The sequence below is a fragment of the Botrimarina colliarenosi genome (genome assembly GCF_007859955.1).
In the GTDB taxonomy this organism is placed as follows: Bacteria; Planctomycetota; Planctomycetia; order Pirellulales; family Lacipirellulaceae; genus Botrimarina; species Botrimarina colliarenosi.
Genome location: NZ_SJPR01000002.1, coordinates 560646 through 584716, shown reverse-complemented (window position 1 = coordinate 584716; position 24071 = coordinate 560646). Strand labels below are relative to the sequence as shown.

22 protein-coding genes and 1 tRNA gene are annotated in these 24071 nt (G+C 67.0%); 13 read left to right on the top strand and 10 right to left on the bottom strand.

Annotated elements, in window-relative coordinates; all coding sequences use genetic code 11:
- Positions 1-149: 149 nt before the first annotated feature.
- The 3 genes from Pla108_RS10315 (at position 150) to Pla108_RS10305 (ending at position 3246) form a co-directional block, all read left to right on the top strand.
- Positions 150-881, top strand: coding sequence for a winged helix-turn-helix domain-containing protein (locus tag Pla108_RS10315; protein ID WP_146444844.1), 732 nt, complete (start codon positions 150-152; stop codon positions 879-881).
- Positions 881-2299, top strand: a complete 1419-nt coding sequence (locus Pla108_RS10310; protein ID WP_146444843.1) for a sensor histidine kinase — start codon at positions 881-883, stop codon at positions 2297-2299. The genes Pla108_RS10315 and Pla108_RS10310 overlap by 1 nt, the downstream gene beginning before the upstream one ends.
- A gap of 104 nt (positions 2300-2403) precedes the next feature.
- Positions 2404-3246 (top strand): ABC transporter permease, encoded by an 843-nt coding sequence (locus tag Pla108_RS10305; RefSeq protein WP_197526460.1) that lies wholly within the window; start codon positions 2404-2406, stop codon positions 3244-3246.
- Here the strand turns inward: Pla108_RS10305 and Pla108_RS10300 are convergent.
- From Pla108_RS10300 to pdxA, 4 genes are all read right to left on the bottom strand, one after another.
- Positions 3208-3912: an ABC transporter ATP-binding protein gene (locus tag Pla108_RS10300; RefSeq protein WP_146444842.1), complete on the bottom strand. Its 705-nt coding sequence runs from the start codon at positions 3910-3912 to the stop codon at positions 3208-3210. The genes Pla108_RS10305 and Pla108_RS10300 overlap by 39 nt on opposite strands.
- A gap of 68 nt (positions 3913-3980) precedes the next feature.
- The gene (locus Pla108_RS10295; protein WP_146444841.1) at positions 3981-4811 is read right to left on the bottom strand and encodes a substrate-binding domain-containing protein; all 831 of its coding nucleotides are present in this window, start codon (positions 4809-4811) and stop codon (positions 3981-3983) included.
- A complete protein-coding gene (locus Pla108_RS10290; RefSeq protein ID WP_197526459.1) occupies positions 4808-5449 on the bottom strand; it encodes a histidine phosphatase family protein in 642 nt (213 codons plus the stop codon). Before Pla108_RS10290 ends, Pla108_RS10295 begins: the two co-directional genes overlap by 4 nt.
- A gap of 69 nt (positions 5450-5518) precedes the next feature.
- On the bottom strand, positions 5519-6583 hold the full coding sequence (gene pdxA / locus Pla108_RS10285) for a 4-hydroxythreonine-4-phosphate dehydrogenase PdxA (RefSeq protein ID WP_146444839.1): 1065 nt from the start codon (positions 6581-6583) through the stop codon (positions 5519-5521).
- Positions 6584-6770: 187 nt separating this feature from the next.
- Here pdxA and Pla108_RS10280 point away from each other — a divergent pair, with 187 nt between their 5' ends.
- The gene (locus tag Pla108_RS10280; RefSeq protein WP_197526458.1) at positions 6771-7880 is read left to right on the top strand and encodes a toxin-antitoxin system YwqK family antitoxin; all 1110 of its coding nucleotides are present in this window, start codon (positions 6771-6773) and stop codon (positions 7878-7880) included.
- 191 nt (positions 7881-8071) lie between these two features.
- Entirely contained in the window at positions 8072-8254 is a 183-nt protein-coding gene (locus tag Pla108_RS10275; RefSeq protein ID WP_146444837.1) for a hypothetical protein, read from the top strand.
- Here Pla108_RS10275 and Pla108_RS10270 read toward each other — a convergent pair.
- The gene (locus tag Pla108_RS10270) at positions 8251-9168 is read right to left on the bottom strand and encodes a ZIP family metal transporter (RefSeq protein ID WP_197526457.1); all 918 of its coding nucleotides are present in this window, start codon (positions 9166-9168) and stop codon (positions 8251-8253) included. The genes Pla108_RS10275 and Pla108_RS10270 overlap by 4 nt on opposite strands.
- 179 nt (positions 9169-9347) lie before the next feature.
- Here Pla108_RS10270 and dtd point away from each other — a divergent pair, with 179 nt between their 5' ends.
- Complete coding sequence (gene dtd, locus Pla108_RS10265; protein ID WP_146444835.1) at positions 9348-9803, top strand: D-aminoacyl-tRNA deacylase; 456 nt, start codon at positions 9348-9350, stop codon at positions 9801-9803.
- On the opposite strand, the gene Pla108_RS10260 is transcribed toward dtd, so the two are convergent.
- Positions 9793-10794, bottom strand: coding sequence for a metal-dependent hydrolase (locus Pla108_RS10260; protein ID WP_146444834.1), 1002 nt, complete (start codon positions 10792-10794; stop codon positions 9793-9795). The two genes, dtd and Pla108_RS10260, sit on opposite strands and share 11 nt — an antisense overlap.
- 232 nt (positions 10795-11026) lie before the next feature.
- Here Pla108_RS10260 and Pla108_RS10255 point away from each other — a divergent pair, with 232 nt between their 5' ends.
- On the top strand, positions 11027-11809 hold the full coding sequence (locus Pla108_RS10255; protein WP_146444833.1) for a CvpA family protein: 783 nt from the start codon (positions 11027-11029) through the stop codon (positions 11807-11809).
- Between the two features lie 209 nt (positions 11810-12018).
- Entirely contained in the window at positions 12019-12240 is a 222-nt protein-coding gene (locus tag Pla108_RS10250; protein ID WP_146444832.1) for an RNA-binding S4 domain-containing protein, read from the top strand.
- Positions 12241-12533: 293 nt separating this feature from the next.
- Here the strand turns inward: Pla108_RS10250 and Pla108_RS10245 are convergent, their stop codons facing one another.
- The 4 genes from Pla108_RS10245 to Pla108_RS10230 form a co-directional block, all read right to left on the bottom strand.
- Positions 12534-13247 carry a YqjF family protein gene (locus Pla108_RS10245; RefSeq protein WP_146444831.1) on the bottom strand — a complete coding sequence of 238 codons (714 nt, stop codon included), beginning with the start codon at positions 13245-13247 and terminating at the stop codon, positions 12534-12536.
- 201 nt (positions 13248-13448) lie between these two features.
- Positions 13449-14255, bottom strand: a complete 807-nt coding sequence (locus Pla108_RS10240) for a hypothetical protein (protein ID WP_146444830.1) — start codon at positions 14253-14255, stop codon at positions 13449-13451.
- Between the two features lie 386 nt (positions 14256-14641).
- Entirely contained in the window at positions 14642-16027 is a 1386-nt protein-coding gene (gene pgk / locus Pla108_RS10235) for a phosphoglycerate kinase (RefSeq protein WP_146444829.1), read from the bottom strand.
- 244 nt (positions 16028-16271) lie between these two features.
- A tRNA-Arg gene (locus Pla108_RS10230) sits at positions 16272-16345 on the bottom strand.
- Positions 16346-16482: 137 nt separating this feature from the next.
- Between Pla108_RS10230 and Pla108_RS10225 the strand changes: the two genes are divergently transcribed.
- The 5 genes from Pla108_RS10225 (at position 16483) to Pla108_RS10205 (ending at position 24052) form a co-directional block, all read left to right on the top strand.
- Complete coding sequence (locus Pla108_RS10225) at positions 16483-16920, top strand: thiol-disulfide oxidoreductase DCC family protein (protein WP_231934413.1); 438 nt, start codon at positions 16483-16485, stop codon at positions 16918-16920.
- A gap of 104 nt (positions 16921-17024) precedes the next feature.
- Positions 17025-18137, top strand: a complete 1113-nt coding sequence (locus tag Pla108_RS10220; protein ID WP_146444828.1) for an aldose epimerase family protein — start codon at positions 17025-17027, stop codon at positions 18135-18137.
- A gap of 463 nt (positions 18138-18600) precedes the next feature.
- Complete coding sequence (locus Pla108_RS10215; protein ID WP_146444827.1) at positions 18601-20745, top strand: peptidase domain-containing ABC transporter; 2145 nt, start codon at positions 18601-18603, stop codon at positions 20743-20745.
- A gap of 59 nt (positions 20746-20804) precedes the next feature.
- A complete protein-coding gene (locus tag Pla108_RS10210) occupies positions 20805-22229 on the top strand; it encodes an HlyD family secretion protein (RefSeq protein ID WP_197526456.1) in 1425 nt (474 codons plus the stop codon).
- A gap of 242 nt (positions 22230-22471) precedes the next feature.
- Positions 22472-24052, top strand: a complete 1581-nt coding sequence (locus Pla108_RS10205) for a TolC family protein (protein ID WP_146444825.1) — start codon at positions 22472-22474, stop codon at positions 24050-24052.
- The last annotated feature ends 19 nt before the right edge of the window (positions 24053-24071 follow it).

Genomic DNA, 24071 nt, shown 5'->3' with positions numbered 1-24071 from the left:
TACAATTCGGTAAGGCAAGCGAACGGCCTCAACGACGCCGCGTCAGGGTGGTAACTTCGGTAAATACACCGCTCTGACGGAACCTCCATCGCCTCGGTTTGTCGTGGAGACTTCCCGGAGACCACCTCGTCGTCTGCGGGCTTAACGCTATGCGACTGCTCCTAATCGAAGACGACGCGACGCTCGGAAGCGCCATCCAGCAGGGCCTTGTCGAAGCCGGCAACGAGTGCGACTGGCGCCGCAACGGCGCCGACGGGCTCGAAGCGGCGCTCTCGCAGCAGGCCGACGTCGTTATCCTCGACCTCCTCTTGCCCGACCTGCCGGGGATGCAGGTCCTCACCGCGATGCGCCGGCAGGGGGTGCGGACCCCCGTGCTGATCTTGTCGGCGCTCGGATCGGTCGATGACCGCGTCGGCGGTCTGCAGCAAGGGGCCGACGATTACCTCGTCAAGCCGTTCGCTTTTGCCGAGCTGCTAGCGCGGCTGCAGGCCCTCGCGCGCCGCACCGCCGAATCGCCGTCGAAGGACTACCGCGTCGGGGCGTTGTCACTCGATCTCGCGGTGCGACGCGTCACCCGTGAAGGGAAAGAGATCGACCTGACCCCCACGGAGTTCAGTCTGCTCGAGTTTCTGATGCGTCACGCCGGCCAGGTCATCACGCGCAAGATGCTGTGCGAACACCTCTGGGACGCCGACTGGGAGGGCGTCACCAACGTCGTCGACGTGCACGTCTCGCGGCTGCGGGGGAAAATCGATCGCGGCTTCACCCCGCCGCTGTTGCACACCGTCCGAGGGCGGGGTTACGTTCTGCGGGCCGCCGACGAACGAGTGGATAAGGCGGAAAGTGACGCCATGGACGACGCCGGAGAAACAGCAGGCTAGTGCCACGAAAACGTCCCATTTCGCTGTTCCGCTCGGTGCGGTTTCGCATCGCCGCGCTCAATACCCTCGTGGTGGCGATCGCGGCGACCGCGGCGCTGTTGGGGCTGCGGCAGGCGCTGCATTGGACGTTGCTGCACGAGGTTGATCGCGTCCTGCAAGAGGACGTCGCGGAAGTGACCCTGGTGGTCACCGAGCTTTCGCCCGAGGGGCTCGACGCGATCGCCGACGAGTTGGCCCGCAAAGCGTCCGGGCACCGCCAGCACAAGTGGTTCGCCCGGCTGTTGGATGGGCAAGGCGGCGAGGTCTGGAGCAGTCAGGCGGCCGGGTCGACGCCGCCGGCGCCGGACACTAGCGACGCCCAGCCCCGCTCGATCGGCGACGAAAGGACGCTCCGCGCCCCGGCCCCGTCCAACCCGCTAGGGATCGCCTCGGTGCAGTTGGGATCGTCGCTCGCGTTTCTCAACAGCGACCTTGAGCAGATCGACCGCCTCGTCGCCGTGGCGGTGCTGCTGATGCTGATCATCTCACCGCTGTGTGGGTACTGGCTCGCCGGCATCGCCACGCGCGACCTCGAGGCGATGACCGCCAAGGCGTCGCTGTTGCGTCCGGCGAAGCTCGACGAGCGGCTGCCTTACCGGGGCGTGGACGACGAGTTCGACCGCCTCGCCGACACGATCAACCGCTTGCTCGATCGGATTGCGGAGTTCATCGAAGAACGCCGTTCGTTCCTCGCCGACGCCGCTCACGAGCTCCGCACCCCCATCGCGGCGATACGCAGCTCGGTCGAGGTCGCCCTCGATAAGGATCGGTCGGAGCAGGGGTACCGCGATCTGCTGGAGCAGGTCCTTGACGAGTCGGAGTCGCTTGAGGTGCTCGTCAATCAATTGCTGCTGCTGTCGGAGGCGCCGGTCTCGCTCGAGAAATCGCCCCTCGAACGGGTCGCCCTGAGTGCGGCCGCGACCCGGTCGGTGGAGATGTTCGCCGGGGTCGCCGAGTCGCGGCACATCCGCCTTGATTCATCGATTGGACCTGGCATCGTGGTCCTCGGGATCCGTCGCCACCTGAGCCAAGTGATCACCAACCTGCTCGACAATGCGATCAAGTACACGCCCGAGGGGGGACGCGTCACGTTGTCGCTGACGAGTTCCAACACGTCGGCGCGGCTGAAGGTCACCGACAACGGCGTGGGGATTTCCCCCGAGGATCAGCGGCGCGTCTTCGAACGCTTCTTCCGGGCCGACCGGGCCCGCCAACGAGACGACACCCGGGGGACGGGGCTGGGCCTCAGCATCTGTCAGTCGATTGTCGCGGCGCACGGCGGCGAGATCGGCTGCCAGAGCCGGCTGGGGCATGGCTCGGACTTTACGGTAGTGCTGCCACTGACGATTCCGACCGTCGATGACGCCGCGAACGGTTGACGCGGGTCGGACAGGGCGTCCCTTGCGATGGCCCTTGCAGCCGTCTTGCCGGGCGGTCACTGTGGGCGTTTCGCCAGACGCCTTACTGCGGGAAATCGCCGCCGATGCCCGTCGACGCCCCCGCTCCGCCGCATCGATCGCGCGATCGGAGTTTCCTCTTGGCGATGGCGATCCTTGGCGGTGCGTATGTCGTGCTGATCGCACTGATGGTGGTAGCCGATCTTGCGTCGACGAACGTGGCGAGCTTGTCGGCCGCAATCCGGTCGCCGGAGATCCGCTACGCCACGGCCCTTAGCCTCGCGTCGGCGACCGCCTCGGCGGCGTTGAGCGTGGTTGTCGCGACGCCGATCGCCTACCTTCTCTCGCGCGGGCAGGAAGGCAGGGAATCGACGCGCCCGCGAGCCCGCGCCGCCGCCTACGCCGCGGTCGACGCCTTGCTCGACGTGCCGATCGTGCTGCCGCCACTCGTGGTCGGCGTCAGCTTACTCGTGCTGTTCCGTCACGCCCCGTTCTCGTGGATCAGCGAGCACGTGGTCTACGAGATCCCGGCGGTGGTGCTCGCCCAGTTCGTCGTGGCATGCGCGCTGGCGGTGCGGACCTTGCGGGCGACCTTCGAGCAGATCGGCGTCCGGCAGGAGCAGGTGGCTCTAACACTCGGCGCCAGCCGCGCAACGGCGTTCTGGACCGTCATGCTGCCACAGGCGCGTCCCGGCTTGGTGGCGGCGGCGACCGTGAGTTGGGCGCGCTCGATCGGCGAGTTCGGCCCCGTGCTGGTCTTCGCCAGTGCGACGCGGATGCGCACCGAGGTGCTGCCGACGTCGGTCTATCTCGAATTGCAAGCGGGCAATCTGGAGGGCGCGCTGGCGGTTAGCGTGCTGATGATCGCCCTGGCGGCGGCGGTGCTGGTGCTAACGCGGGTGCTTGGCCAGTCGCGGCTGGCGGTCTGAGCCCGCAGCACCGGACGCGACGAATCGCTCGTCGTGGCGGACCTGTCCCGACTCGAGTCGGAGGACGCGGTCGGCGAGCCGCTCGGCGTCGCGGGGCTCGTGGGTGACGTGCAAGACGGCTGCGCCGGTCGCTTGCCGCATGGCTTCGAGGGCGATGCAGACTTCGTCGCGCGTCGCTTCGTCGAGGCCGGCCAGCGGCTCGTCGAGGAGGACCACCTCCGGCTCAAAGGCGATCGCCCGGCCGATCGCCACCCGCCGCGCTTCGCCGCCGCTGAGACGCGACGGCGATCGCTCAAGCAGCCCGACGATCCGCAGCGCCTGAGCCACCTCGCGCACCCGCTCGTTCAGCGTGTCTTCGGCGACCCGCCGCACCTTGAGGCCGTACGCCAGGTTGTCGCGGACGCTCATCGTGGTGAACAGGGCGACGTCCTGTGGCACGTAGCCAATCGCCCGCGCCGCCGGGGGCTCGAGGGTGACGTCGCGGTCGTTCAGGTGGATCGAGCCGGCGGTGATCCGACGAAGACCGCATATCGCCTCCAGCAGCGTCGTCTTGCCGGCGCCGTTGGGCCCCATCAACACGACCGACTCCCGCGGCTCGAGTTGAAGCGAGACATCGACGAGCCGAAAGGCGCCGCTGACGACGTTGAGTTGACGCACCTCGATCATAGGGTCCGATCGTCGCTGCCGGCGGCCCACGCCGCAAGACATTTGAGCCGCAAGTCGTTGGAAGGATGTCACTCGGCGGGGTCACGCCACGCCAAGCCGCCGACGCCGGCGTAGTGGTGCGCGATGAAGGTTGCTTGCCCCCGGTCGATCGCCGCCAGGTAAGCGACAAATCTTTCTGCGGCGACGCGATCCCGGGCCGAGCGGAGCACCCCGACCGAGATCTTAGCGATGGCGCCGCTGAGCTCGGGAACGTCGATCGAGCGTAAGCCGAACTCAATGGCCGTGGCGTCCCAAACGATCGCCGCCTCGAGCCGCCCGCCATAGCGGACCGCCTCGGCGAGTTCGGTCACGGTCGGCAGCGTCGCGGTCGACGCCTCGGCGGTCGCCTTCCAGAGCCCGAGCGGCTCCAGCGACCGCCGGGCGTAGTAGCCGGCGGCAGCCTGCTCGTTACAAAGGCCGTAGGCCAGGCCCGAGTCGATCAACTCGGCGAGGCTCCCGATTTTCGCGGCCGACCGCGGCGCCAAGCCGATGACGAGACGCTGCTGGGCGAGCGGCGTGACCGTGCTAACCGTCCCGTCGGCCCGAGTCCGATCGAGGTAGGGAGACTCGGCAGCCGGTAGAAAGAGATCGCCACGATCGCTGAGGCGGATTTGCGTCTCGAGCCCGCCACTCGGCCCGAACTGCAAAGTGACGTGGACGCCGGTCTCGCCATGGTAGCTCTGGGCAATCGCTTCGACCGCCGGTCGGGCGCCCGCCGCGCAATAGACGACGAGTTCGGCGGGATCGTTAGGCCGCTGCATCGCGAGCCAACCGAGCATCGCGGCCGCGCCGATCACAAGCCCGCCGACGAGCAGCGGCGTCGTCCTGCCGGTACGCCTCGCGGCGTGGCGGGGCGTCATTGCAGGTGCCCGATCGCGTTGAACGTCAAGAGCTTCGCCTTGCCGTCGCGCCAGCGGACGATGTTCACACAGCAGTTGGCCTGTGGAATGAAGTAGCCCTTCGCCAGCGAGATGTCGAGCAGCGAGCCGACGTAAACCCGGTTCACCACGCTGTGGGCGGCGACAACGATTTCTTCGCCGGCGTGCCGCCCCATCAGCTCGCCGAAGGCCGCCGTGACGCGGTCGAGAAGTTGCTGCAGCGTCTCGCCGCCCGGATAGCCGTTCTTTCCCGGGTCGTCGCGGAAGGCCCGGTACTCGGCCGGGTAGTTGCGTTCGACCTCGGGCCAGTTGCTACCTTCCCAGATGCCGACCTTCACCTCGCGGATCGAGTCGATCGGCTCGACGGGCAGGCCGTGCCGCTCGGCGACAAGGCTGGCGGTCTCCATCGCACGGAGCATCGGGCTGGCGTAGATCGCCCGGATCGGCCGGTCGGCGAGCGCCGCGGCGACGCGGGTCGCTTGGTCGCGGCCGATCGGCGCCAGGGGCTCGTCGACGCCGTCCCCCTGCATGACGGGCGGCTCGACCAAGTTGGGGGGCGTCGCTCCGTGGCGGAGCAGGTACATCACGCCGTCGGATTCTTGCAGTGAATCAAGGAGCAAGGACACTGGCTTCGAATGCGGATTGAGGACTTCGGATTGCGGATTGAGACGCTTTGCGAGCCGGCGACGTCAGTCGTCGGAGGATTGCCGGCGGGCGGCCAGCGAAGCGGCCGCCTCGATCGCGGCGATCATGCCGCCTGTCTCGGCAACGCCTTTCCATGCTTTGTCGGGGGCGGTGCCGTGGGCGACGCTCGTGCGGACGATCGGCAGGCCGAGCGTGATGTTCACCGCGCCGTGCATGCCGAGCAGCTTGAGGGCGATATGGCCCTGGTCGTGGTACATGGCGACAACCGCGTCGAACTCGCCTGCGACGGCGCGGCCCATCAGCGTATCGACCGGATGCGGACCGGTGGCGCTAACGCCCCGCGCCCGCGCGGCGTCGACGGCGGGGGCGATCAGCCGGATCTCTTCGTCGCCGAAGAGGCCTCCCTCGCCGGCGTGCGGATTGAGCGCGGCGACGCCGATCCGCGGCTCGTCGGCGCCGTAGGCGGTCGCGGCGTCGTGGGCGAGCAGGCACTTCTCGACGATTCCCTCGATCGAGAGCGAATCGATCGCGTTGCGGAGCGAGGTGTGGAGCGTTGTATGGATCACTCCCAGCCCGGCCCGCGTCCGCGGCGCCAGCGCGGGCGGCAGGTAGAGCATCATCGCGAACTCGCTGACGCCGCACAGTTCGGCGAGCAGCTCGGTGTGGCCCGGGTAGTCGTGTCCCGCGGCGTGGAGGGCGGCCTTGCTGATCGGGGCGGTGACGATCCCCTCGGCGCCGCCGGCAAGGGTGAGGCGGGTCGCCGCAACGATCGCCTGATAAGCCGCTTCGCCGGTCTGGGCGGTGACGACGCCCGGCTCGAGGGCCGCTTGGTCGAGCGGTGGCCCCTCGACGCAAGCCAGATGCTGCGGGGTGGCGGTATCAAAACCCTCCTCGGCGCTGGCGACCGCCACCGTGTCGGCCGTCAGGCCGCGTAGCGCCGCCGCCCTCGAAAGGACGGTGCGGTCGCCATACACAACGGGACGGCAGGCGTGCCAGACGCGCTCGTCGGCCCAGACGGCCGCGATCACCTCGGGACCGACCCCAGCGGGGTCGCCCATCGTGAGGGCAAGCCGGGGGAGTGGGGCGCCAACGACAGGCGGCGAGGGCATACGAGGCCAAGCGGAGGGGGGCGTGAGGCGGGAGGCCCGCATTCTACGCCCTCCCGCCGCGTCGGAACACCGAGAGCCCTGTGGGGGTTCGGTCTGTGACGCTTGGGGAAGGGGACCCCGTCGCGTCGGTCGTCGCGGTGGAACCGGTCGCCCACAACCCCGGTGGGCAAGGCTGCCGATGAACCGAATGACGTTCCCTTTGTTGGGAGGTCCCCCGCGTTACTGCCAACCGTTGATGTCCGCCGTGAAGTTGGTCGCCTGGTCTCTGCTCGCCCTCTTTGCCGCGGCGCTCGCGCCGGCGGAGGAGATCGCTGGGCCGACCGGACTGTCCGCTGACTCGACGCGTGCCGAGACGATCTACGAACGGGACGACACGGGCCGCGTCCGCGTGCAGCGGGAGGTCCGCCTGAACGAGCAGGGGGACTACGTCAACCACGGCGTTTGGCGCGCCTGGGGCCCGGCGGGCGAGCTGGTCGGCCAGGGCCGCTACGCCTGGGGGAAGCCGACCGGCGCCTGGACGCGCTGGGCCGACGCCGCCGACGTGGCGCCGCTCGGCGAGGACGTGTTCCAGGGCTTCACCGGACCGTTCCTGTCGCAGGCGACCTACCGCGACGGCCGCCTCGAACGCGTCTGGTCGATCTTCGACGCCGACGGCAAGCTCGTCAGCGAGGTTGCGTTTCACCACGGCCAGCGCCATGGCGAAGCGGTCCTCTGGGGGAGCGACGGCGCGATCCGCCGCCGGGCCCGCTACAGCGAAGGCCTGCCAGCCGGGACGCTCGAAGAGCGCGACGCGACAGGCGGTCTCGAGATCGTCCAAGAGTTCGTCGAGGGGCGCCCCCGTCGAGAGCACGTCGAGCACTACGAGTCGGGCCAGCTGAAGTGCCGCGAGGAGTGGCTCGGCGCCCTCCAACGCCAGGCCGCGCCCGACGACCCCTGGAAGTTGCAGCTAGCCCGCTACGAACCGACCGGTGAAGAGCTCCGCGACGGCCTCCGCGAGGCGTGGTGGCCCAACGGCCAGCCGAAGCTGCGGGCCGAGTACCGGCTTGGCCAGGCGATTGGCCAAGCCCGCTGGTGGCACGAGAATGGCCAGCTCGCCCTGCAAGGCGACTACGAGGAGGGCTTGGCTGCCGGCTCGTGGAGCTGGTGGCGCGAGAACGGCGTCCGGGCCGCGGCGTGCCAGTACCAGCAGGGTGTTCCCGTGGGCGAGCTCTCGCAATGGGCCGCCGATGGGCGGCGGATGCGGTCCGAGTCGCCGGAGAGGCTCACGCGGCGTCCCGACACTTCGCTAATTCGTTGATGAGGCCGTCAAAACACGAATAATCGGTGTCGGACGCCCCGATCGGGGGTGAAAATGCCCTAAACCTGATGGTCTGGGGAGGATGGCCGTGACGGGCAATCTCGGTTAATTATAGTGACCACTGCCCGCTTGGGCTTTTTGGCGCCCGTGAGGGCTTCTCGAACGACCGCTCCCTCGGACCCCGCTGCTACATGGCCAAAGCAATGTCGATCTTCGGCATGGTCGTAGCGGCGATTCTGCTGCTCGCCTTCGGCGTGGACCCGTTGTTAGGGATCCCGTTCGGTGGCGCGAATAAGGTCATGGATATCGCCTTCGCCATCTGCGCGGCGATACTCGGCTACATGTCGTACGACGCGTTCCGCTCGGCGGGCTAACCCGTCGGGACGGCGATTCCGGCAGGGACCGGATCGGCCGACTCCTGCGGATCCGCTGGCTGTGTCATCGCCCCGTTGGGTGGCGCCGCGTGGGTATGCGTTTCCAGCTGTCGCGCGACCTCGGCGACCACCAGACCGGCGAGCAACGCCCCGGAGAGGGCCAGCCGGTCGTGGTCGTGGAACTGCAGCTCCGGCAGCAGGTCGCTCATCGCGACGCAGAGAAACACGCCGGCCGAGAAGGCGACCCCCGCCGCGACGCCCGCCGATGGGCCCGCTTCACCCATCGGCGCGAAGCCGACGAGGTACAGCAGCACCCCCGCCGGCACCGCCAGGGCGAACAAACCGTTCACCAGCGCCTGCCACGCGGTGCTCCAGCGTCCCTGGCCCATCAAGACGGCGATCGTCATCGCGTCGAGCGGCTTGTGCAGCACGATCGCGACGAAGGTCCCCAGCCCCGGCAGCCAGACCCCGTCGGGCGAGTGCCGGACGCTTGCCGCGAGCGCGACGCCCGCCAGCAGCGTATGAAGCGTCAGCCCCATCGTGGCGCCGCTCCAGGAGAGCTTCGGGAGGTGTTCGCTGTGGCTATGGTCGTGGCCACACGCGGTGTGGGCCTCGGGGTCCTCGTCCGCCTCGTGGTGGTGGAAGCAGAAGAACCGCTCGATGAAGAACATCGCCAGGAAGCCGCCGATCGTCCACCGAAAGACGCCGAGTGTCGCCGCTGGGCTTGGCTCGGACGACGCCAGCGCGTGCGGCAGCAGGTGCAGCAGGGCGACGCCCAGCATCGTCCCGGCCACGAAGCTGACAATCATCTCGGTCCGCCGGTGCGACAGCCGCAACCAACGGGGCAGCAGCCCCCCGGCGACCGAGGCGGCCACGATCGCGGCGCAGTAATAGGCGAGCAAGACGGTGTGCAACGCGCGATCCAGAGCAGGGCAGGGGGGAGACAATTCCACCGCAGCGCCGACAGGGCTGCGACACGCCAGGGTTGAAGTTTGTCCCTAGCCCCCTAAGGATCGTAGCCAAAGCGGTCGGCAACCAGCCCCACCCCCGACATCCTCCTTGAAAGCCGGCGCCCCCGTCACCGCCGTACCCCATGAAAGCCGTTGTCCAACGCGTCAGCGAGGCGAGCGTCACGGTCGCCGGCGAGATTGTCGGCCAGATCGGCCCCGGGCTGATGGTCCTGCTCGGCGTCGCCGCGGGGGATTCCGAGCGGGAGGCCCGCTGGATGGCCGACAAGCTGACGGGCCTGCGGATCTTCGAGGACGACGACGGCAAGATGAACCACTCGCTGCTCGACACGGGCGGCGCGATGCTCGTCGTCAGCCAGTTCACGCTGTTGGGCGACTGCCGGAAGGGGAAGCGCCCCAGCTTCGTCGGGGCCGCGGCGCCGGAGGCCGCTAACGCCCTCTACGAGCGCTTTGTCGCGATGGTGGGCGAGGCGGGCGTGCCGACCGCGACGGGCCGTTTCCGGACCGAGATGCAGGTCGCCCTGGTCAACGAGGGCCCGGTGACGATCGTCGTCGAATCGCCGGTGAGCGTCAGCGGGTGAACGGCCCGCCTTCCTGCGACGCGTCGCTCCGGTTCGGGGCAAAGCCTCCTCCGCCGGTCCCCGGCGGGGCGAACCATGACGGCGGCGTCGTCGGCTGCTGTGAGTACATCGGCGGAGCGTATTGCTGCGGAGCGTACTGCTGCTGGGCCGGTTGCTGTTGAGTCGGTCGCTGTTGGGCCGGTTGCTGTTGGGCCGGTTGCTGTTGAGCCGCTGCAATCGGCTGCGGCTCGGCGTCGCCCGACGCCGTGCGGCCCGTGATGGCGTCGGTGCGTTGGGCGAGCCGTCCCTCCAGGGAGTCGACCCGGTCGGCCGCCTTCTGCAGCTTGGCCGCCAGCTCGGGGTTGCGCACCGACAGCCGGCTGATCACCATCGGCTCGATCGAGATCAGCCCCGCCACCACGGCAAGCTTCGCGTAGACCGAGAAGTTGGCCCACCGATCCTTGCCGAAGAACTTGATTGCGGTGCCGAACGATTTCTTGAACCGCGGCACCACGCCGCGTGTGTCGATGCTGTAGATCTCGTCGAGGACGAGGTGGCTCATCGCGCCGAGGCCGACCGCGACCGCCTTTAGGTAGCGGTCCATGATTTCGGTCGAGCCGCTGATCAAGAACGCCAGCCCCGCAAAGATCAGCACCGCCGGGATGCTATGCCACATGCCGCGGTGGACGCTCCACTTACCGATCAGCTTCGCGGCAAGGAAGCGGATCCCGAAGTAGAGCGACGCCCCGATGAGCACCATCTGGTCGTGCCCCAAGTCGAGCTGCTTGAAGCGGTCGATCATCAGCATCGGGACGATCGCCGCGGCGAAGCCGAGCGACTCGCGGCGCGGTACGCCCGAGTCGCTATCGACGTCGGGAAGCATCCCCGAGACGCCGCAAAGCCCGCCCGCGACGAGCGACGTCGAGAGGCTGTATCCCATCCCGGACGCGACGACGGCGTACCCGGCGCCGATGGCGCTCGAGACCGTGACGTGCGTGCGGAAGCCGGCCAAGGGGGTCGGGGGTGGCTAGAGGCGTGCGAAATGCCGGAGCAGGGCAGTTTGCCCGGGCAGGGTAGGGGGGCAGCTAGAGGCGAGCGGAGCTTAGGGAAACGGCCACCCGGAGGGAACACGAGTCGCCGGCGGCGCCAGCATCGCCGGCTCTGCAAGTCGCTCTTCGTCGCTCGGCCGAGAAACCGTAGACTCTCGCCCCTGACCGCCCCGAAGCCTCCAGCCACCCGCCCCGATGGCCACGTACGACCTCTTGATGCTCGCGATCCTGGTCGGGCTCACCTTGTACGGCTACTTCAAGGGGATGGCGTGGCAGATCGCCTACGTCGCGTCGTTCGTCGCCAGTTACTTCGTCGCCGTGCGGTTCGCCGACCAGGTCGCCCCAAATATCACCTTCGTCAACCCGCCGGCGAACAAATTTGTCGCCATGCTGCTGATCTACGCCGGCTGCTCGTTCGCCGTCTGGACGATCTTCCGGGTGATCCGCAACGGGATCGACAGCGTCAAGATGGAAGGCTTCGACCACCAGATGGGTGCCATCATCGGCTTCGCCCGCGGCGTCTTGTGGTGTGTCGGCGTGACCTTCTTCGCGGTGACGCTCCTACCCGCGACCCAGAAGCAGCAGATCGTCAACTCGCGGTCGGGCTACTACATCGCCCGGCTGCTGGACGAGACCAACTCGCTCTTCCCGCCCGAGGTGCACCAGGTGGTCGGCCCGTACCTCGATCGCCTCAACAGCGAGCTGCACAACGGCCAGGCCGCCGCTCCATCCGCCGCGCCGCAATCCAACCCCTTCGGCTGGCCGACCGCAGGCGCCACGACGCCTCAGCCGGCCCCTGCGTGGGGCCAACCCGCGCAGCCCACTGGTTGGCCCGCCGCCACTCAGCCGGCGACGAACCAGCCCGCCGCCAACAGGCCCCCCTCGGCGAGCGACTACGGCTGGCCCGCCGCCAGCAACCCGCCGCCGCAAGCGACGACCCCCGCCCAATCGGCTAGCTGGCCCCAATGGGAGCAGTAACGCTGCGGCTCAATCGGTGAGGGCCCCGGCGGCGATCCGCAGGGACGATGGAACGCGGGGGCGGCGCGATCTTGACGCGGCGTTCGCACGGCGGTCTTTTTTCAGCGTATCTTTTGTGGGCGTGGCGTGGCTCCCACCCCGCCGAGTTTCTGGTCCAACGCCCCTGGCGAAGGGGCCCCTCCCACCCCGGCTTACCCGTCCCGCGTCCGATGACTCACGACCACCAGACCTCGATCCACCTCGACCAGTTCCTTAAGGCGCAGGCCCTCGTCTCAACGGGCGGCCAGGCGAAGCAGGTCATCCAGGGGGGCGAGGTGCACGTCAACGGCAAGGTCGAAACCCGCCGCCGCCGCCAGCTGCAACGGGGCGACGTCGTCGAGTTCGATGGCGAGGAGATGGTCGTTGAGTTCGATGACGATGACGACGATTGAGCGGCCGTCCGGTGGACCGCGCCCGATCAACCTCGCACCAAAAAAGCCCCAACGGGGCGCCGGACGACAGCCCAGGGCAACGCCCTGGGTGGCTGGGGGTAACGCATTCCCCAAGCCCTGAAAGGGCGACGGATCGACCCACCGCGTTACGTCGCCCTTACAGGGCTCATTGAAAGGGGGCGATCTTCATCCCAGCGCGGCGCCCTGGGCTATCGTCCGCCGCCCCTTCGGGGCTCCAAGCAATTTGGCGTGCGATTGCAGGTTCGCACCCTACGGACTAAGCACCCTACAGACTATGCGAGTCGCCTCCCGCGACGAACGACCACCTGTGAACCATCGGAGACAAAGGTAGTGCTCGGTGGGCCGGACAATGCCTCTCTGAACTCGTGTCCATAGAGCGTGGCGATGTCGGCTTCGAGCTTTGACTCAGCGGCCCGCGCAACCTTCCATGGTGGATGCTCAACTTCGTACTCGATCGTTCCACCGTGACGTTGGCGTGAGTAGCCCCAATAATGTTCGGTGATGAAGGCCTCTTCGGAGCTCTCCGACGGCGGCGAGAACGGACCGACCACCATTGCTGAGACTCGCTCCCAATCGCCTCGGCGTTTCCATGCGTACTCTAGACGTCCCGCGGCAACTACCTCACTACGCATTGGCAACGCGATGTAGTTCTCCGAGTACAGTCGGTTGGCGACGAGGGCGATCGCCAAACGCGGTACGATTTCACGTACGAAGACAACGCCCCGCCGCCACTCGCCCCCGACCTGACAACGCACGTAGAACCGCAGGTTGACCTCGTCGAAGTTCCGATGGAGCGGTACGCCAATCCCAAGTACTCGTGTCTCCAGGAAGCGAAAGCCGACCACGCTGACAAAATGGCGCCCTTGCCAGGCGTCCAACTCGCACCCCGCCGGAACTCGGCTGGCGAGCGCCGCGGGATCGATCTCGTAGTTGAGCATAAGCAGGTCCCGCCACTCGGCGGCGAGGAACGAACGCGGGCGACTCATGTCGGGGGGTCCACAAGGCGGAGAAGAGTGCGACTGTTTGGAGTCGGCTGCATCCTTAACCGTATCGTCTACCTCAGCACAACAGAGCTGCTTGAACGCAGGTGGCCCGGGCCGTCGTGAGCGGCATCGTCCGACTGCCGTTCCAACCGCATTCAAACGACGGTCAGGCTTGCGACGCGACACGACGCTATCGAGGCGGCGTTATTTCCCGTCGCCAGTTCTCCGCTCCCGCACAGCGTGCCGCTTAACAAACTCCGTCGGCAGAGACAGCGCCGCCACCGCCAGGTCGGCGACGATCGCCCGGCCTTTCGTGAGCCATGCCGCCGCGAACGCCCACAACGCGACCCACTCCATCCAGAACATGAAGTGGTAGGCGTTGAAGTACGCCTTCAGCCAGCCGGGCAGCACCAGATAGACGCCCATCGCCGCCATGCCGGCGAGGATCACCAGCCCGCTCGCCCAGTAGATGAGGTTGCGCTCGAGCTCGTGCGGCTCTTGCTCTTCGACGGACGCTTGTTGCGATCGCTCTCTCAGCCAATTTGGCGCGAGCCGAGTGAGCCAGCGCCAGTTGGGCCAGTGATAGTTTGGGAAGTGGACCAGCGAGTAGAACGCCAGTGTCATAAACAGCGCCGCGCCGAACGCCATGTGCAGGTAGCCGACCCACGACTGCTGTTCGAGCGGGTCCTTGCCGGCGTCGAGCGGGAACAGGGCGAGTCCCAGGGCCGAGACGCTACCAAAATTCGCCGACCAGTTCTCGACCCAGTCGTGGCCGCGGTAGCAATAGAGGAAGACGCCCATCGTAAACAGAGCGCCGACGAACACGTCCCGCGCGGCTGTGTGGTAGTAGGCGCTCATGTTGTCCTGCAACGGGACGCCAAACACGAGCCAAGCACCAGGCCAGAGGAGCAGGGGGAGCGCAAGGCCCGTGACGCCGACCGCGCGGCGGACGGCGAGGTACGAGACGACGAGCGGCTCGGCGGCGTTGGCGCTAGCGTCAGAGTGGGGCATGCCGTCATGGTCCCCCCGCCTTTCAGGGAGGGGTTAGGGGAGGGTCAGGGCTCGCTCATTATCGCAGCGGTCTCCATCAGGAGCTGCCCCGAATTGCCGCGGCGCTATCTTTGTGGGAGGGGTCTCCCGACCCCGATTTCGTGCACCATGCCGTATTCGGCCAAGAAACCGTAATCGGGGTCGGGAGACCCCTCCCACAATTTTGCTAGATAGCCGATACACGCCGATCTCTTTGGGTACGGTTGACCCTCCCCCGTGCTCCTATGAAGCGACCTCACTGAAAGGGAGGGAACACGGGCTCGCTGCGCTCGATCAATGAAAACAGGCCGTCGTCGCACTCGCGCGACGACGACCTGTTCTGCTTAATCCTCAGCAGCACCAGCGTCTCAGCCCTTAGCCGCTTCGCGGAGCGCCGCCAGGTACGGCACCGGCTCCGAGCCCAGCGCGTTGAGCACCGTGCCGCCGGCGGTGAAGTTGTGGGTCACCCAGCTCTCTTCGCCGTATTTCTCGAGGGCCTTGCCCCCCTCGCCGCCGCCGACGTAGACCTCGACGCCCGCCTCCTTCATCCGCTTCAGCTCGGGGTACCAAGCCTTGGTGCCCCCTTCGAAACGCGGGTCCTCGAACATGCCGAAGACGCCGTTGTGGAACGCCACAAGGCCCTTGGTGTCTTGCTCGAGGAACTCGCTGACCGCGTCGTGGAAGTGGGCGATCGACTTGGGGCCGATGTCGAACTGCTGGTCGCTCGGCGAGAGCTCGTCCTTGGCCGTACCGTCCTCGACGATCGAGTCGCACGGCACGGTGAACGTGATTCCCTTTTCGCGGCCGTCGGCGACGATCGCCTTGGCCTGCTCGACCCGCGCCGGCGGGATGTACCACGGCGCCTTCGAGTTGGCCGGGTCCTCGGCGGCGCCGAGGCAGACCGGGTCGTCGTCGAGCTTGCCGATCGCCTTGCGGATCGCCATGGCGAGCGAGCCCGACGCGAAGATCTGCTTGATCGTGCCGCGCGAGATCATCGCCTCCATGTCGTCGAGCTTGTCGATCTTGATGCCGCTGAACACAGCCAGGGCCGACTTTAGGCACTGCTGCATCGGGCCGTCGAACTCGCCGGCCGCGTACTTGCCGAGGGCGACCCGCTCCATGGCCGCAGGGACCGCGACGCTCGACGCGTCGAGCGAACCGGCGCTAAAGGCCTCGTTGACGTAGACCGTGCCGACCTTCTCAGCCAGCTCATTGGCGAACTTGGCCAGCTTCGGCGCTAGGCCGGCGACGTCCTCGGGCTTCACCTTCCAGAGGGCGCGCTCGATGTCGTATTTACGGGTGTTCTGCAAGACGATGACGCCGCCCGGCTTGGCGGCGTGAATCGCCTCGGTCACCGCGGCGGTGACGGTCATGCTCGACTCGTCGAGCCAGTCCTCAACGAGCGGCACGTCGCAGCCGAGCAGCTCGCCGAGCCGCGCCGCGACCTTGTCGAGCGACTTTTCGGGCTCGCGTCCGATGTGGCCAAAAATGACCTGGATCCAGCCCCGCTCCTGGCCGAACTTGAGGGTCTCGACCATCGAGCGGAGGCGGATATCCCCCTCGCCGACGCTCTTGCCCGGCTTGGCGTCGGTGTCGCCACGGACCAGCACGACCGTCCCCGACGGGACGTCGGAGAGAGACTCCATCCGCGGCACGTCGGCCAGGTAGTCGTTCAGGGAGAGTTCGGGGTTCGCCTCGCGGCCGCGGACAATGGTCTCGCAGAACGCCTGCATCTGTTCGGGCGTGACGGGCATCGGGACTCCTCTTATGTCATTGAGTTGGGGGCGTCGGTCGTCGAGCTAGGCAGCAAATTAGCACAGCCCGCCGCGGTGGTTGAGGCGCCCCCCCTCGGCGGTAGCGAGCCAGCGGTCCAGGCAATAGCGACTCCGAGACGCACCAAGCTCGGAGCAGGGCAGGGGGGGCTCACGCGGCAACGCAGAGGGCCGACGTTGTTACGGCGGCCGCGGCAGGGTCAGAAGGACCCAAGAACAAACAAAGTGACCCCGGCTGGATTCGAACCAGCAACCTTCGGCTTCGGAGGCCGACGCGCTATCCAGTTGCGCCACGGGGCCGGGCGAGCCGCGTAGCCTATCGCTCCGCCGCTCGCGACGCAACGCCCTCCGTCGGCTGGCGGCTGGTCGTCGATCGGCCATCAGCGGCCTAGAGTTGTGGCAGAACTGGCGATTTCACCCCTCGAACATGACGGCCTGTGACGCCCGAAGCCTCCGCCGCTGCCAGCCCGCCGCCTGTCGCCCCTCAAAGGGTCGAGGTCTTCTACGACGGCGATTGCCCGCTCTGTCGCAAGGAGATCGGCATGATCCGGCGGATGGATCGGCACGAGAGGATTCGGTTTACCGACATCGCCGCCGACGGGTTCGACCCCGCTGTTTATGGCAAATCGATGGCCGAGCTGATGGCCGAGATCCACGGCCGCGACCAAGAAGGCGTCTGGTTGGTGGGGGTCGAGGTCTTCCGGCGGCTCTATGGGGCCGTGGGATTCGGGCCGCTGGTGGCGGTGACGCGGTGGCCGGGGGTCCGGCAGGGGCTCGATCTGGCGTATCGGCTGTTCGCCAAGCAGCGGCTGCGGCTGACGGGCCGTTGCGACGCGGGAGCCTGCGAGGCGCCCGACCGCGGGCCGGCTACTTGACGTAGCGGGTCGCCGCTGACGATCCTCGGGGTCACGATTGCTTGTCCGTTCGGGGCGGCAGAGCCCGTTTTGCGCCGCCTGTTCCTTATCGAAGAGCCCCCGCCATGATCCTGCGCACCGCCGCCCTGGCCGCTTGCCTCGCACTCACCACCGCCTTGCCGGCCGGTGAGGTTGCGGAGTTCGGAAAGACCCCAGAGGGAGAGATGACCCACGTCTATACGTTGTCGAACGACAACGGCATGAAGATCAAGCTGCTCGACCTGGGCGCCACGCTGATGGCGGCCGAGGTCCCCGACCGCGATGGTGAGAAGGCCGACGTGCTCTTCGGGTTCGACGAGGCGGCCAAGTATCTGAGCGACGACAACCAGTACTTTGGCGTCGTCGTCGGCCGGTACGGCAACCGGATCGCGAAGGGAAAGTTCACGCTCGACGGCAAACAGTACACGCTCGAGTGCAACAACGACCCCAACCACTTGCACGGTGGCGGTGACAAGGCGTTCTCGAAAGTCGTTTGGGAAGCCAAGGCGAGCGACGACGGCCGTTCGGTCACTTTCAGCCATAGCAGCCCCGATGGCGAAGAGGGCTACCCCGGCAAACTCGACGCCGAGGTGACCTACACGCTCACCGACGACAACGCGGTGCGGATCGAGTACGCCGCGACAACCGACAAGAAGACCGTCCTCAACCTGACGAACCACGCCTACTTCAACCTGGCGGGCGCCGGCGATGAGACGATCAACGACCACGAGATCACCATCTTCGCCGACCGCTACACGCCGGTTGACGAGACGCTGATCCCAACGGGTGAACTCGCCGAGGTTGCGGGGACCCCGCTCGACTTCCGGACGCCGCACCAGATTGGCGAACGGGTCGATCTCATGGGCGAAGGGGAGGGCGCCGGCTACGACCACAACTTTGTGCTCAACAAGACCGCGTCCGACCGTCCCGGCCTCCACAAGGCGGCGAAGGTGACCGACCAGGACTCGGGCCGCACGCTGACGGTCCTCACCGACCAGCCGGGCGTGCAGTTCTACGGCGGCAACTTCCTCAAGGGGCAGACCGGAAAGGACGGCAAGACTTACGCGTACCGCAGCGGCTTTTGCCTTGAGACGCAGCACTACCCCGACTCACCGAACCAGCCGCAGTTTCCGAGCGTGGTCCTGAATCCGGGTGAAACGTACAAGCACGTTTGTGTGTACGCCTTCTCGGCGGAGTGAAGCGGTCGGTCCCCGCTTTCGGTATCGGACACGACGGCCCCGGGCGGCAAGCCCGGGGCCGTCGTCGTCTCGCAGGGCGCGTTACTCGCGACGGCGTCGAGCAGGAGGAACGTCAGTCGATGCGGCGGCTCCGGCTGGCTGCGGTCGGCCTAACGCCCGTCTTCCCGCCCCCTGGGGCGAAGCGGGTCGGCCAACGGCCTGCGGGAGAAGTGGCCGAGTCGACTTGGTTATCCGCCTTTCAGAACCGGCTCGCGGCGGCGGAAGTCGCGCGATCGCGTTCTCCCCTACAGCCAGAACCCGAGCCGCCGGAAAGTCCAGGCGTAAAGTGGGCAGAAGGGGCGTTCACGGCTGATTGCAATGGTTGTTTTCCGATCAACGTTCTAGGGTTGTGCGTAGCTGCATTGACTGACCCCCCTCCCCGCCGACCCGCCGGTAGCCGCCGCCATTGGCCAGCGACGACACCATGACCTCGACCGTTGCTCCCCCCACGGGCCAGATTCTCAATTTGGCGTCCGCCTTGGTGCGGATTGGCCGGGAGCGGGGCGTCACGATCGAACGGCTGCGGGCTGAGCAATTGATCCGCGACGCCCAAGCCGCTTGGCCCGGCGAAGCGGCCGATCGCTGGGACGAATGGCTCCGCGAAGCGGCGATCTGTGTGTCGCTGCCGTCGCGGGTCGCCGACTTGCCGATCGACGCGGCGATTGAACTAGCCCGGAATGGCGCCCTCGTCGTGGGGCGGCTGGGCCCCGTCTCCGACGCCGCGGGGGTCACGCTGTTGGTTGGCGTCACAAACAACTCGGTCGGGCTGGCGACCGATGAACAGGGCGGACTCCGCCAGGCCCGGGAGGGCGAACTCGCCGGCCAGGCGTCGGCCGACGAGGTCCACCGCTGGATGATTGTCGATTTCCTCCACCTCGGCGACGAAGCGGACGCCCACCGGCTGCAACGCCGGCCGGTCAGGCGGTTCTACCAATTGCTGCGGCCGGAGTGGCCCGACATCTGGCTGATCTTGATCTTTGCGTTCTTCGCCGGGGTCTTGAACTTGGCGACGCCGATCGCCGTTGAGTCGCTCGTCAATACCGTCGCGTTCGGCCGGCTGCTGCAACCAGTGGTGGTGCTGGCGGCGATGCTGTTCGGCTTCTTGGCGTTTGCGGGGATGATGCAGGCGCTGCAGACCTACGTCGTCGAGATCATCCAGCGGCGGCTCTTCGCTCGCGTCTCGGCCGACCTGGCTTTTCGATTGCCACGCATCGAGCCGACCCGCAACCATGGCGAGTATGGCCCGGAACTGGTGAACCGCTTTCTCGACGTCGTCACGCTGCAGAAAGTCTCCGCTCAGCTGCTCACCGATGGCGTGAGCATCGTCCTCGCGACGGTCGTCGGCATGACGGTGCTGGCGTTCTACCACCCCTGGCTTCTGGGATTCGACCTGCTGCTCTTGGCGGTGGTTATCACAGGACTCGTTGTGGCGGGGCGCGGCGCCATTGTCAGCGGCATCGAAGAGTCGAAGCTCAAGTACAAGCTGACGGCTTGGTTTGAGGATGTCGTTCGCTGTGAGAACAGCTTCAAGACGCACGGCGGCGCGGACTTCGCCAACGACCGGGCCAGCGCCCTGACAACCCGCTACCTCAAGTACCGCCGCAAACACTTCGGCGTACTTTTTCGGCAATTGATCTTCCTGCTGGGGCTCCAGGCGATCGCCGGGACCGTGCTGCTCGGCTTTGGCGGCTGGCTGGTGATCCAGGGTCAACTCTCGCTGGGCCAGTTGGTCGCCGCGGAGTTGATCGTGGCCACGATCCTCGGCTCACTGGCGAAGCTCGGCAAGCATTTGGAGGGGTTCTACGACGTGGTCGCCGCGGTCGATAAGCTCGGCCACCTGTTCGACTTGCCGGTGGAACGGCTCGACGGCGTCCTCGCCTTGCCGGCAGGGGAGGGGGCCGGCGTGGTATTCACCGACCTGCGGCACGCCAACGCCAATGGCAAGCTCGCTAGCGGGTTGAACGACAAGATCATTGCCGGCCAGCGCGTGGCGTTGCTTGGCGGCAGCGGCAGCGGCAAGTCAACCCTGATGCGGATGCTCTATGGGTTGGAACGACCAAACGCCGGACACGTGGAGATTGAAGGCACCGATCCCCGTGACGTCCGCCCCGATGTCCTACGTGAACAAGTGGCGCTGGTTAGCGAGCCAGAGCTGTTCGAGGGATCGATCGGCGAGAACGTCCACCTCCACCGTCCGTCGATCGCGGCCAGCGAGGTACGCGCCGCCCTCGACTCGGTGGGGTTGCTGGACACGGTGCTGCGATTGCCTGACGGGTTGGACACCGAGGTCAACGCCACGGGCGGACCGCTTTCGATGACCCAACAGCGGCTGCTGATGCTCGCCCGTGCGTTGGCGAGCCGGCCGCGGCTCCTGCTGATCGACGGGATGCTCGATTGCATCGCTGACAGTGACTTACGGCTTGTCGCCAAGACCCTCGACGACCCCAAACAGACGTTCACCATGATCGTCGCCACGGGGCGCGCCGCCGTCGCGGAGAGGTTTGAACGGGTGATCCGGTTGGATGACGGCATTGAGACTGGCTCGGCAACCGCGGGAGACACGCCATGATCGCATCGCCCAAGACACGCAGGCCTGAGACGCCGCCCAGGCCTGAGACGCCGCCCCGGATGGAACCGATCGTCGCCCTGGGGGCCGACGAGATCCAGCAGCAGTTCCCTGCGCTCTACTTGGCGCAATCGTCGCGCTTCGCCAGGCGGCTCGGACGGTTGTTGTTCGTGCTGTTGGCGGTGTCGGTATTGGCGGCCTTTTTTGTGCCTTGGCAGCAGTCGATCCGCGGCGAAGGCTCCGTCGTCGCCTTCGACCCTTTTGAACGTCCCCAGCCGATTCAGGCCCAGGTGAAAGGACGCGTCGCCGAACGGGGTGAGGGGGTCTACGAGAACGCCTACGTCGAAGAGGGGCAGCTCCTCTTCCGCATCGAGGACCAGGACCCGCAGTATCTTTATCGGCTCGAGCAGCAGGTCGCCAACGCCCGCAACGAGTTGCTGGTCGCCGAGGGACGCATCGAGCGGGCCCGGGGGCTGCGGGACAATAATCTACGAATCGTCGAGTTCGCTACCGAGGAACTCGAAGCACTGCGGGCGGCCCGCGACGAGCTCATGGAGGCCAACAACCAGCAGATCGAGCAAGCCGTCAATAAGCTCGCCGCCCAAGAGAGCAAGCTGGTCGCCGCCGAGGCGAAACGCTGGCAGGCCGAGGCGGACTACCAGCGGAAGAAAGCCCTCTTCGACGAAGGCATCGAGTCCGAGCTCAAGATGCAAGAGACCGAACAGAAGTTCCGCGATAGCGCGGCCTACGTCCGCGTCGCCGAGCAAGAGGTCGAGAGCGCCCGCAACGGGGTCGAGGCCAAACGCCGCGAGCGTGAGTCGAAGCGGCAAGAGTGGGGCGCCAAGATCAACAAGTTGCAGTCGGAGCTTGAGAAGGCCCACGCCGAAGTCGCCAAAGCGGAGATCGACATCCAGAAAACCGCCGAGGAAATCAACCAGAAGCAAAACAAGCTGCTCGACCAAGAACGCAAATTCTCGGTGCAGCAGACCCAAGAGGTGAAGGCGCCGCTGAGCGGGTACATCATGGAGCTCGCCGTGGTTGACGGGATGCCAGTGAAGCAGGGGGACCAGCTTTGCCGCATCGTGCCGCGGACCGACGCGCCTGCTGTGCAGGTCTGGGTCTCGGGCAACGACGCGCCGCTGATCCACGCCGGCGACCACACACGGCTGCAGTTTGAGGGGTGGCCCGCGGTGCAGTTTTCCGGCTGGCCCTCGGTGGCGGTAGGCACTTTCGGCGGCGTCGTGTCGCTGGTCGATCCGACCGACAACGGCAAAGGGAAGTTCCGCGTCGTGGTGGTGCCGGACGAGGAGAGCGACCCCTGGCCCGAGCACCCCTACCTTCGCCAGGGGGTTCGCGCCAACGCCTGGGTGCTCCTCCAACAGGTGCCGCTCGGCTATGAAATCTGGCGCCGTATGAATGGGTTCCCGCAGTCGCTCGATGCGAACGACAGCTCCAATAAGACGAAGGCGCCAAAGATCAAGATTTAGCCATCTTGCCTAACCTGCCGAAGATGGGTCGACCTTGACGGTGGTTCGGGGTCTGCTCGCCTCGCCGGACGACCTTGCCGATCTTTCCACAAGATCGGACTAGGTCAATTCCAGCGGGAGCCCCTGCGTTTGGCAGGGGGGCGACGGTGCTTAGTAAGGCGGGGACAACGCGGCCGACACGCCTGTTTATCGCCGTGCTGGCGATAGGCGGCTGCCGATCCGCGTCACCGCCGTTCGCGCCGATGGCTCCGCCAACGGTGATCGAGGCACAAGCGGCGCCGCCCGCGACCGCCGAGGTGCGACTCGCCGATTTTGAGCGGCCGGCGGAGGAGTCTCCGGTCAAGCCGCTCCCCCTACCGCTTGGCGAAGCCGAAGGTGTACCGACGCCACGCGCCCAACCCGCGCTCGCTCAGCCGTTGGCGACGCAGCCGCAGCCGTTGACGCCACCAACGGTCAATGAGGTGGTCCGCTCGGTCGTCGAGTTCTTTCCCCTAATCGAGCAAGCCGCGGCGGGACGCACGATCGCCTCGGGCCAAGTCCTTGAGGCTTGGGGCGCGTTCGACCATAAGCTCGAAGCGACCTCCGACGCCCAGCCGTTGGACTTCTACGAGAACTACCGCTCAGGCGTCGGCGTCAAACGCGACACCTACTGGGGCGGCCGCACGTTCGCTGGTTACCGCATCGGACGCGGCGTCTTCGAGCCGTGGTACCTCGAACGCGAAACTAACAAGGGGGGCGAGTTCAAAGCCGGGTTCACAGCGCCCCTGATCCGCGACCGTAGCATCGACGCCAACCGCTCGGAGCTCTGGCAAGCCGAAATTGAGCGCACCCGGATCGAGGCCGAGATCGACGCCCAGGTCATCAGCTCGGTCCGCGCCGGCGCCGGCGCCTACTGGGAGTGGGTCGCCGCCGCCCAGAAGCTGCGGATCGCCGAGGAGGTGCTGAGTCTGGGCCTCGATCGCAAGGCGTTTCTTGAGAGGCAGGTTGACCTCGGCGAGAAGGCGGCGATCGATCTGGTGGATAACCGGCGGATCATCGTCTCGCGCGAGGCGAAGGTCACCGACGCCCGACGCAAGTTGCAGCAATCGGCGGCCAAGCTTTCGCTCTACCTGCGCACCGACACGGGCCGCCCGTGGGTGCTTCAGGAGCCGGGCGGAGAGGTTCCCTTCGGCGACCCGTTGTCGCGGGACCTCACGACCGAGGCGGACGACGTCGAGTTGGCGCTGTCCAATCGCCCCGAGCTGCGTGAGTTGCAGTTAGTCAACCAGCAACTCCGCGTCGCGATGGCCCAGGCGTCCAACGAGACCTGGCCCGATGTCGATGCGGGACTGCTCGTCGCGCAGGACGTCGGAGAACCGACCAGTTCTAAACGCGACAAGTCGGAGTTCGAGCTCGAGGCGTCGCTGACCCTGTCGGTGCCGCTGGAGCGACGTAAGGCGTACGGAAAGCTACGCCAGCTGCGTGGCAAGGTCGCCCAGGTGCGGGCCAAGCAGCGTTTCACAGGCGACAAGATCGCGATCGAGATCCAGTCCGCCCGCGCCGCTCTCGAAGCCGCCGTCTTGCGTGTCGAGCAAACCGCCGAGGGGGTCGAGCTCGCCGATCGGATGAAGTCGGCCGAACGGCGGCTCTACGAGGAGGGCCAGAGCACGCTCTTCAACCTCAACATCCGTGAGCAACAAGCAGCCGAATCCGCGGCGGAGCTTGTCGACGCGCAGCGCGATTATTTTCTAGCCGAGGCCGACTTAGCCGCCGCGATGGGACTCGCCCAGCCATCGCTGGGGCAGCCCAACCGCGTGCCTGCGGCGGCCCCCGACTTGCCCTGACAGCCCGTCCGACGCCGTT

Coding starts and splice junctions, on each gene's coding strand:
- Pla108_RS10250 (WP_146444832.1), top strand. CDS start 12,019: ATGACTCACGACCACCAGACCTCGATCCACCTCGACCAGTTCCTTAAG.
- Pla108_RS10215 (WP_146444827.1), top strand. CDS start 18,601: ATGACCTCGACCGTTGCTCCCCCCACGGGCCAGATTCTCAATTTGGCG.
- Pla108_RS10295 (WP_146444841.1), bottom strand. CDS start 4,811: ATGACGCCCCGCCACGCCGCGAGGCGTACCGGCAGGACGACGCCGCTG.
- Pla108_RS10245 (WP_146444831.1), bottom strand. CDS start 13,247: ATGAGTCGCCCGCGTTCGTTCCTCGCCGCCGAGTGGCGGGACCTGCTT.
- Pla108_RS10305 (WP_197526460.1), top strand. CDS start 2,404: ATGCCCGTCGACGCCCCCGCTCCGCCGCATCGATCGCGCGATCGGAGT.
- dtd (WP_146444835.1), top strand. CDS start 9,348: ATGAAAGCCGTTGTCCAACGCGTCAGCGAGGCGAGCGTCACGGTCGCC.
- Pla108_RS10210 (WP_197526456.1), top strand. CDS start 20,805: ATGGAACCGATCGTCGCCCTGGGGGCCGACGAGATCCAGCAGCAGTTC.
- Pla108_RS10275 (WP_146444837.1), top strand. CDS start 8,072: ATGGCCAAAGCAATGTCGATCTTCGGCATGGTCGTAGCGGCGATTCTG.
- Pla108_RS10255 (WP_146444833.1), top strand. CDS start 11,027: ATGGCCACGTACGACCTCTTGATGCTCGCGATCCTGGTCGGGCTCACC.
- pgk (WP_146444829.1), bottom strand. CDS start 16,027: ATGCCCGTCACGCCCGAACAGATGCAGGCGTTCTGCGAGACCATTGTC.
- Pla108_RS10205 (WP_146444825.1), top strand. CDS start 22,472: ATGGCTCCGCCAACGGTGATCGAGGCACAAGCGGCGCCGCCCGCGACC.
- Pla108_RS10280 (WP_197526458.1), top strand. CDS start 6,771: ATGACGTTCCCTTTGTTGGGAGGTCCCCCGCGTTACTGCCAACCGTTG.
- Pla108_RS10315 (WP_146444844.1), top strand. CDS start 150: ATGCGACTGCTCCTAATCGAAGACGACGCGACGCTCGGAAGCGCCATC.
- Pla108_RS10300 (WP_146444842.1), bottom strand. CDS start 3,912: ATGATCGAGGTGCGTCAACTCAACGTCGTCAGCGGCGCCTTTCGGCTC.
- Pla108_RS10220 (WP_146444828.1), top strand. CDS start 17,025: ATGATCCTGCGCACCGCCGCCCTGGCCGCTTGCCTCGCACTCACCACC.
- Pla108_RS10240 (WP_146444830.1), bottom strand. CDS start 14,255: ATGCCCCACTCTGACGCTAGCGCCAACGCCGCCGAGCCGCTCGTCGTC.
- pdxA (WP_146444839.1), bottom strand. CDS start 6,583: ATGCCCTCGCCGCCTGTCGTTGGCGCCCCACTCCCCCGGCTTGCCCTC.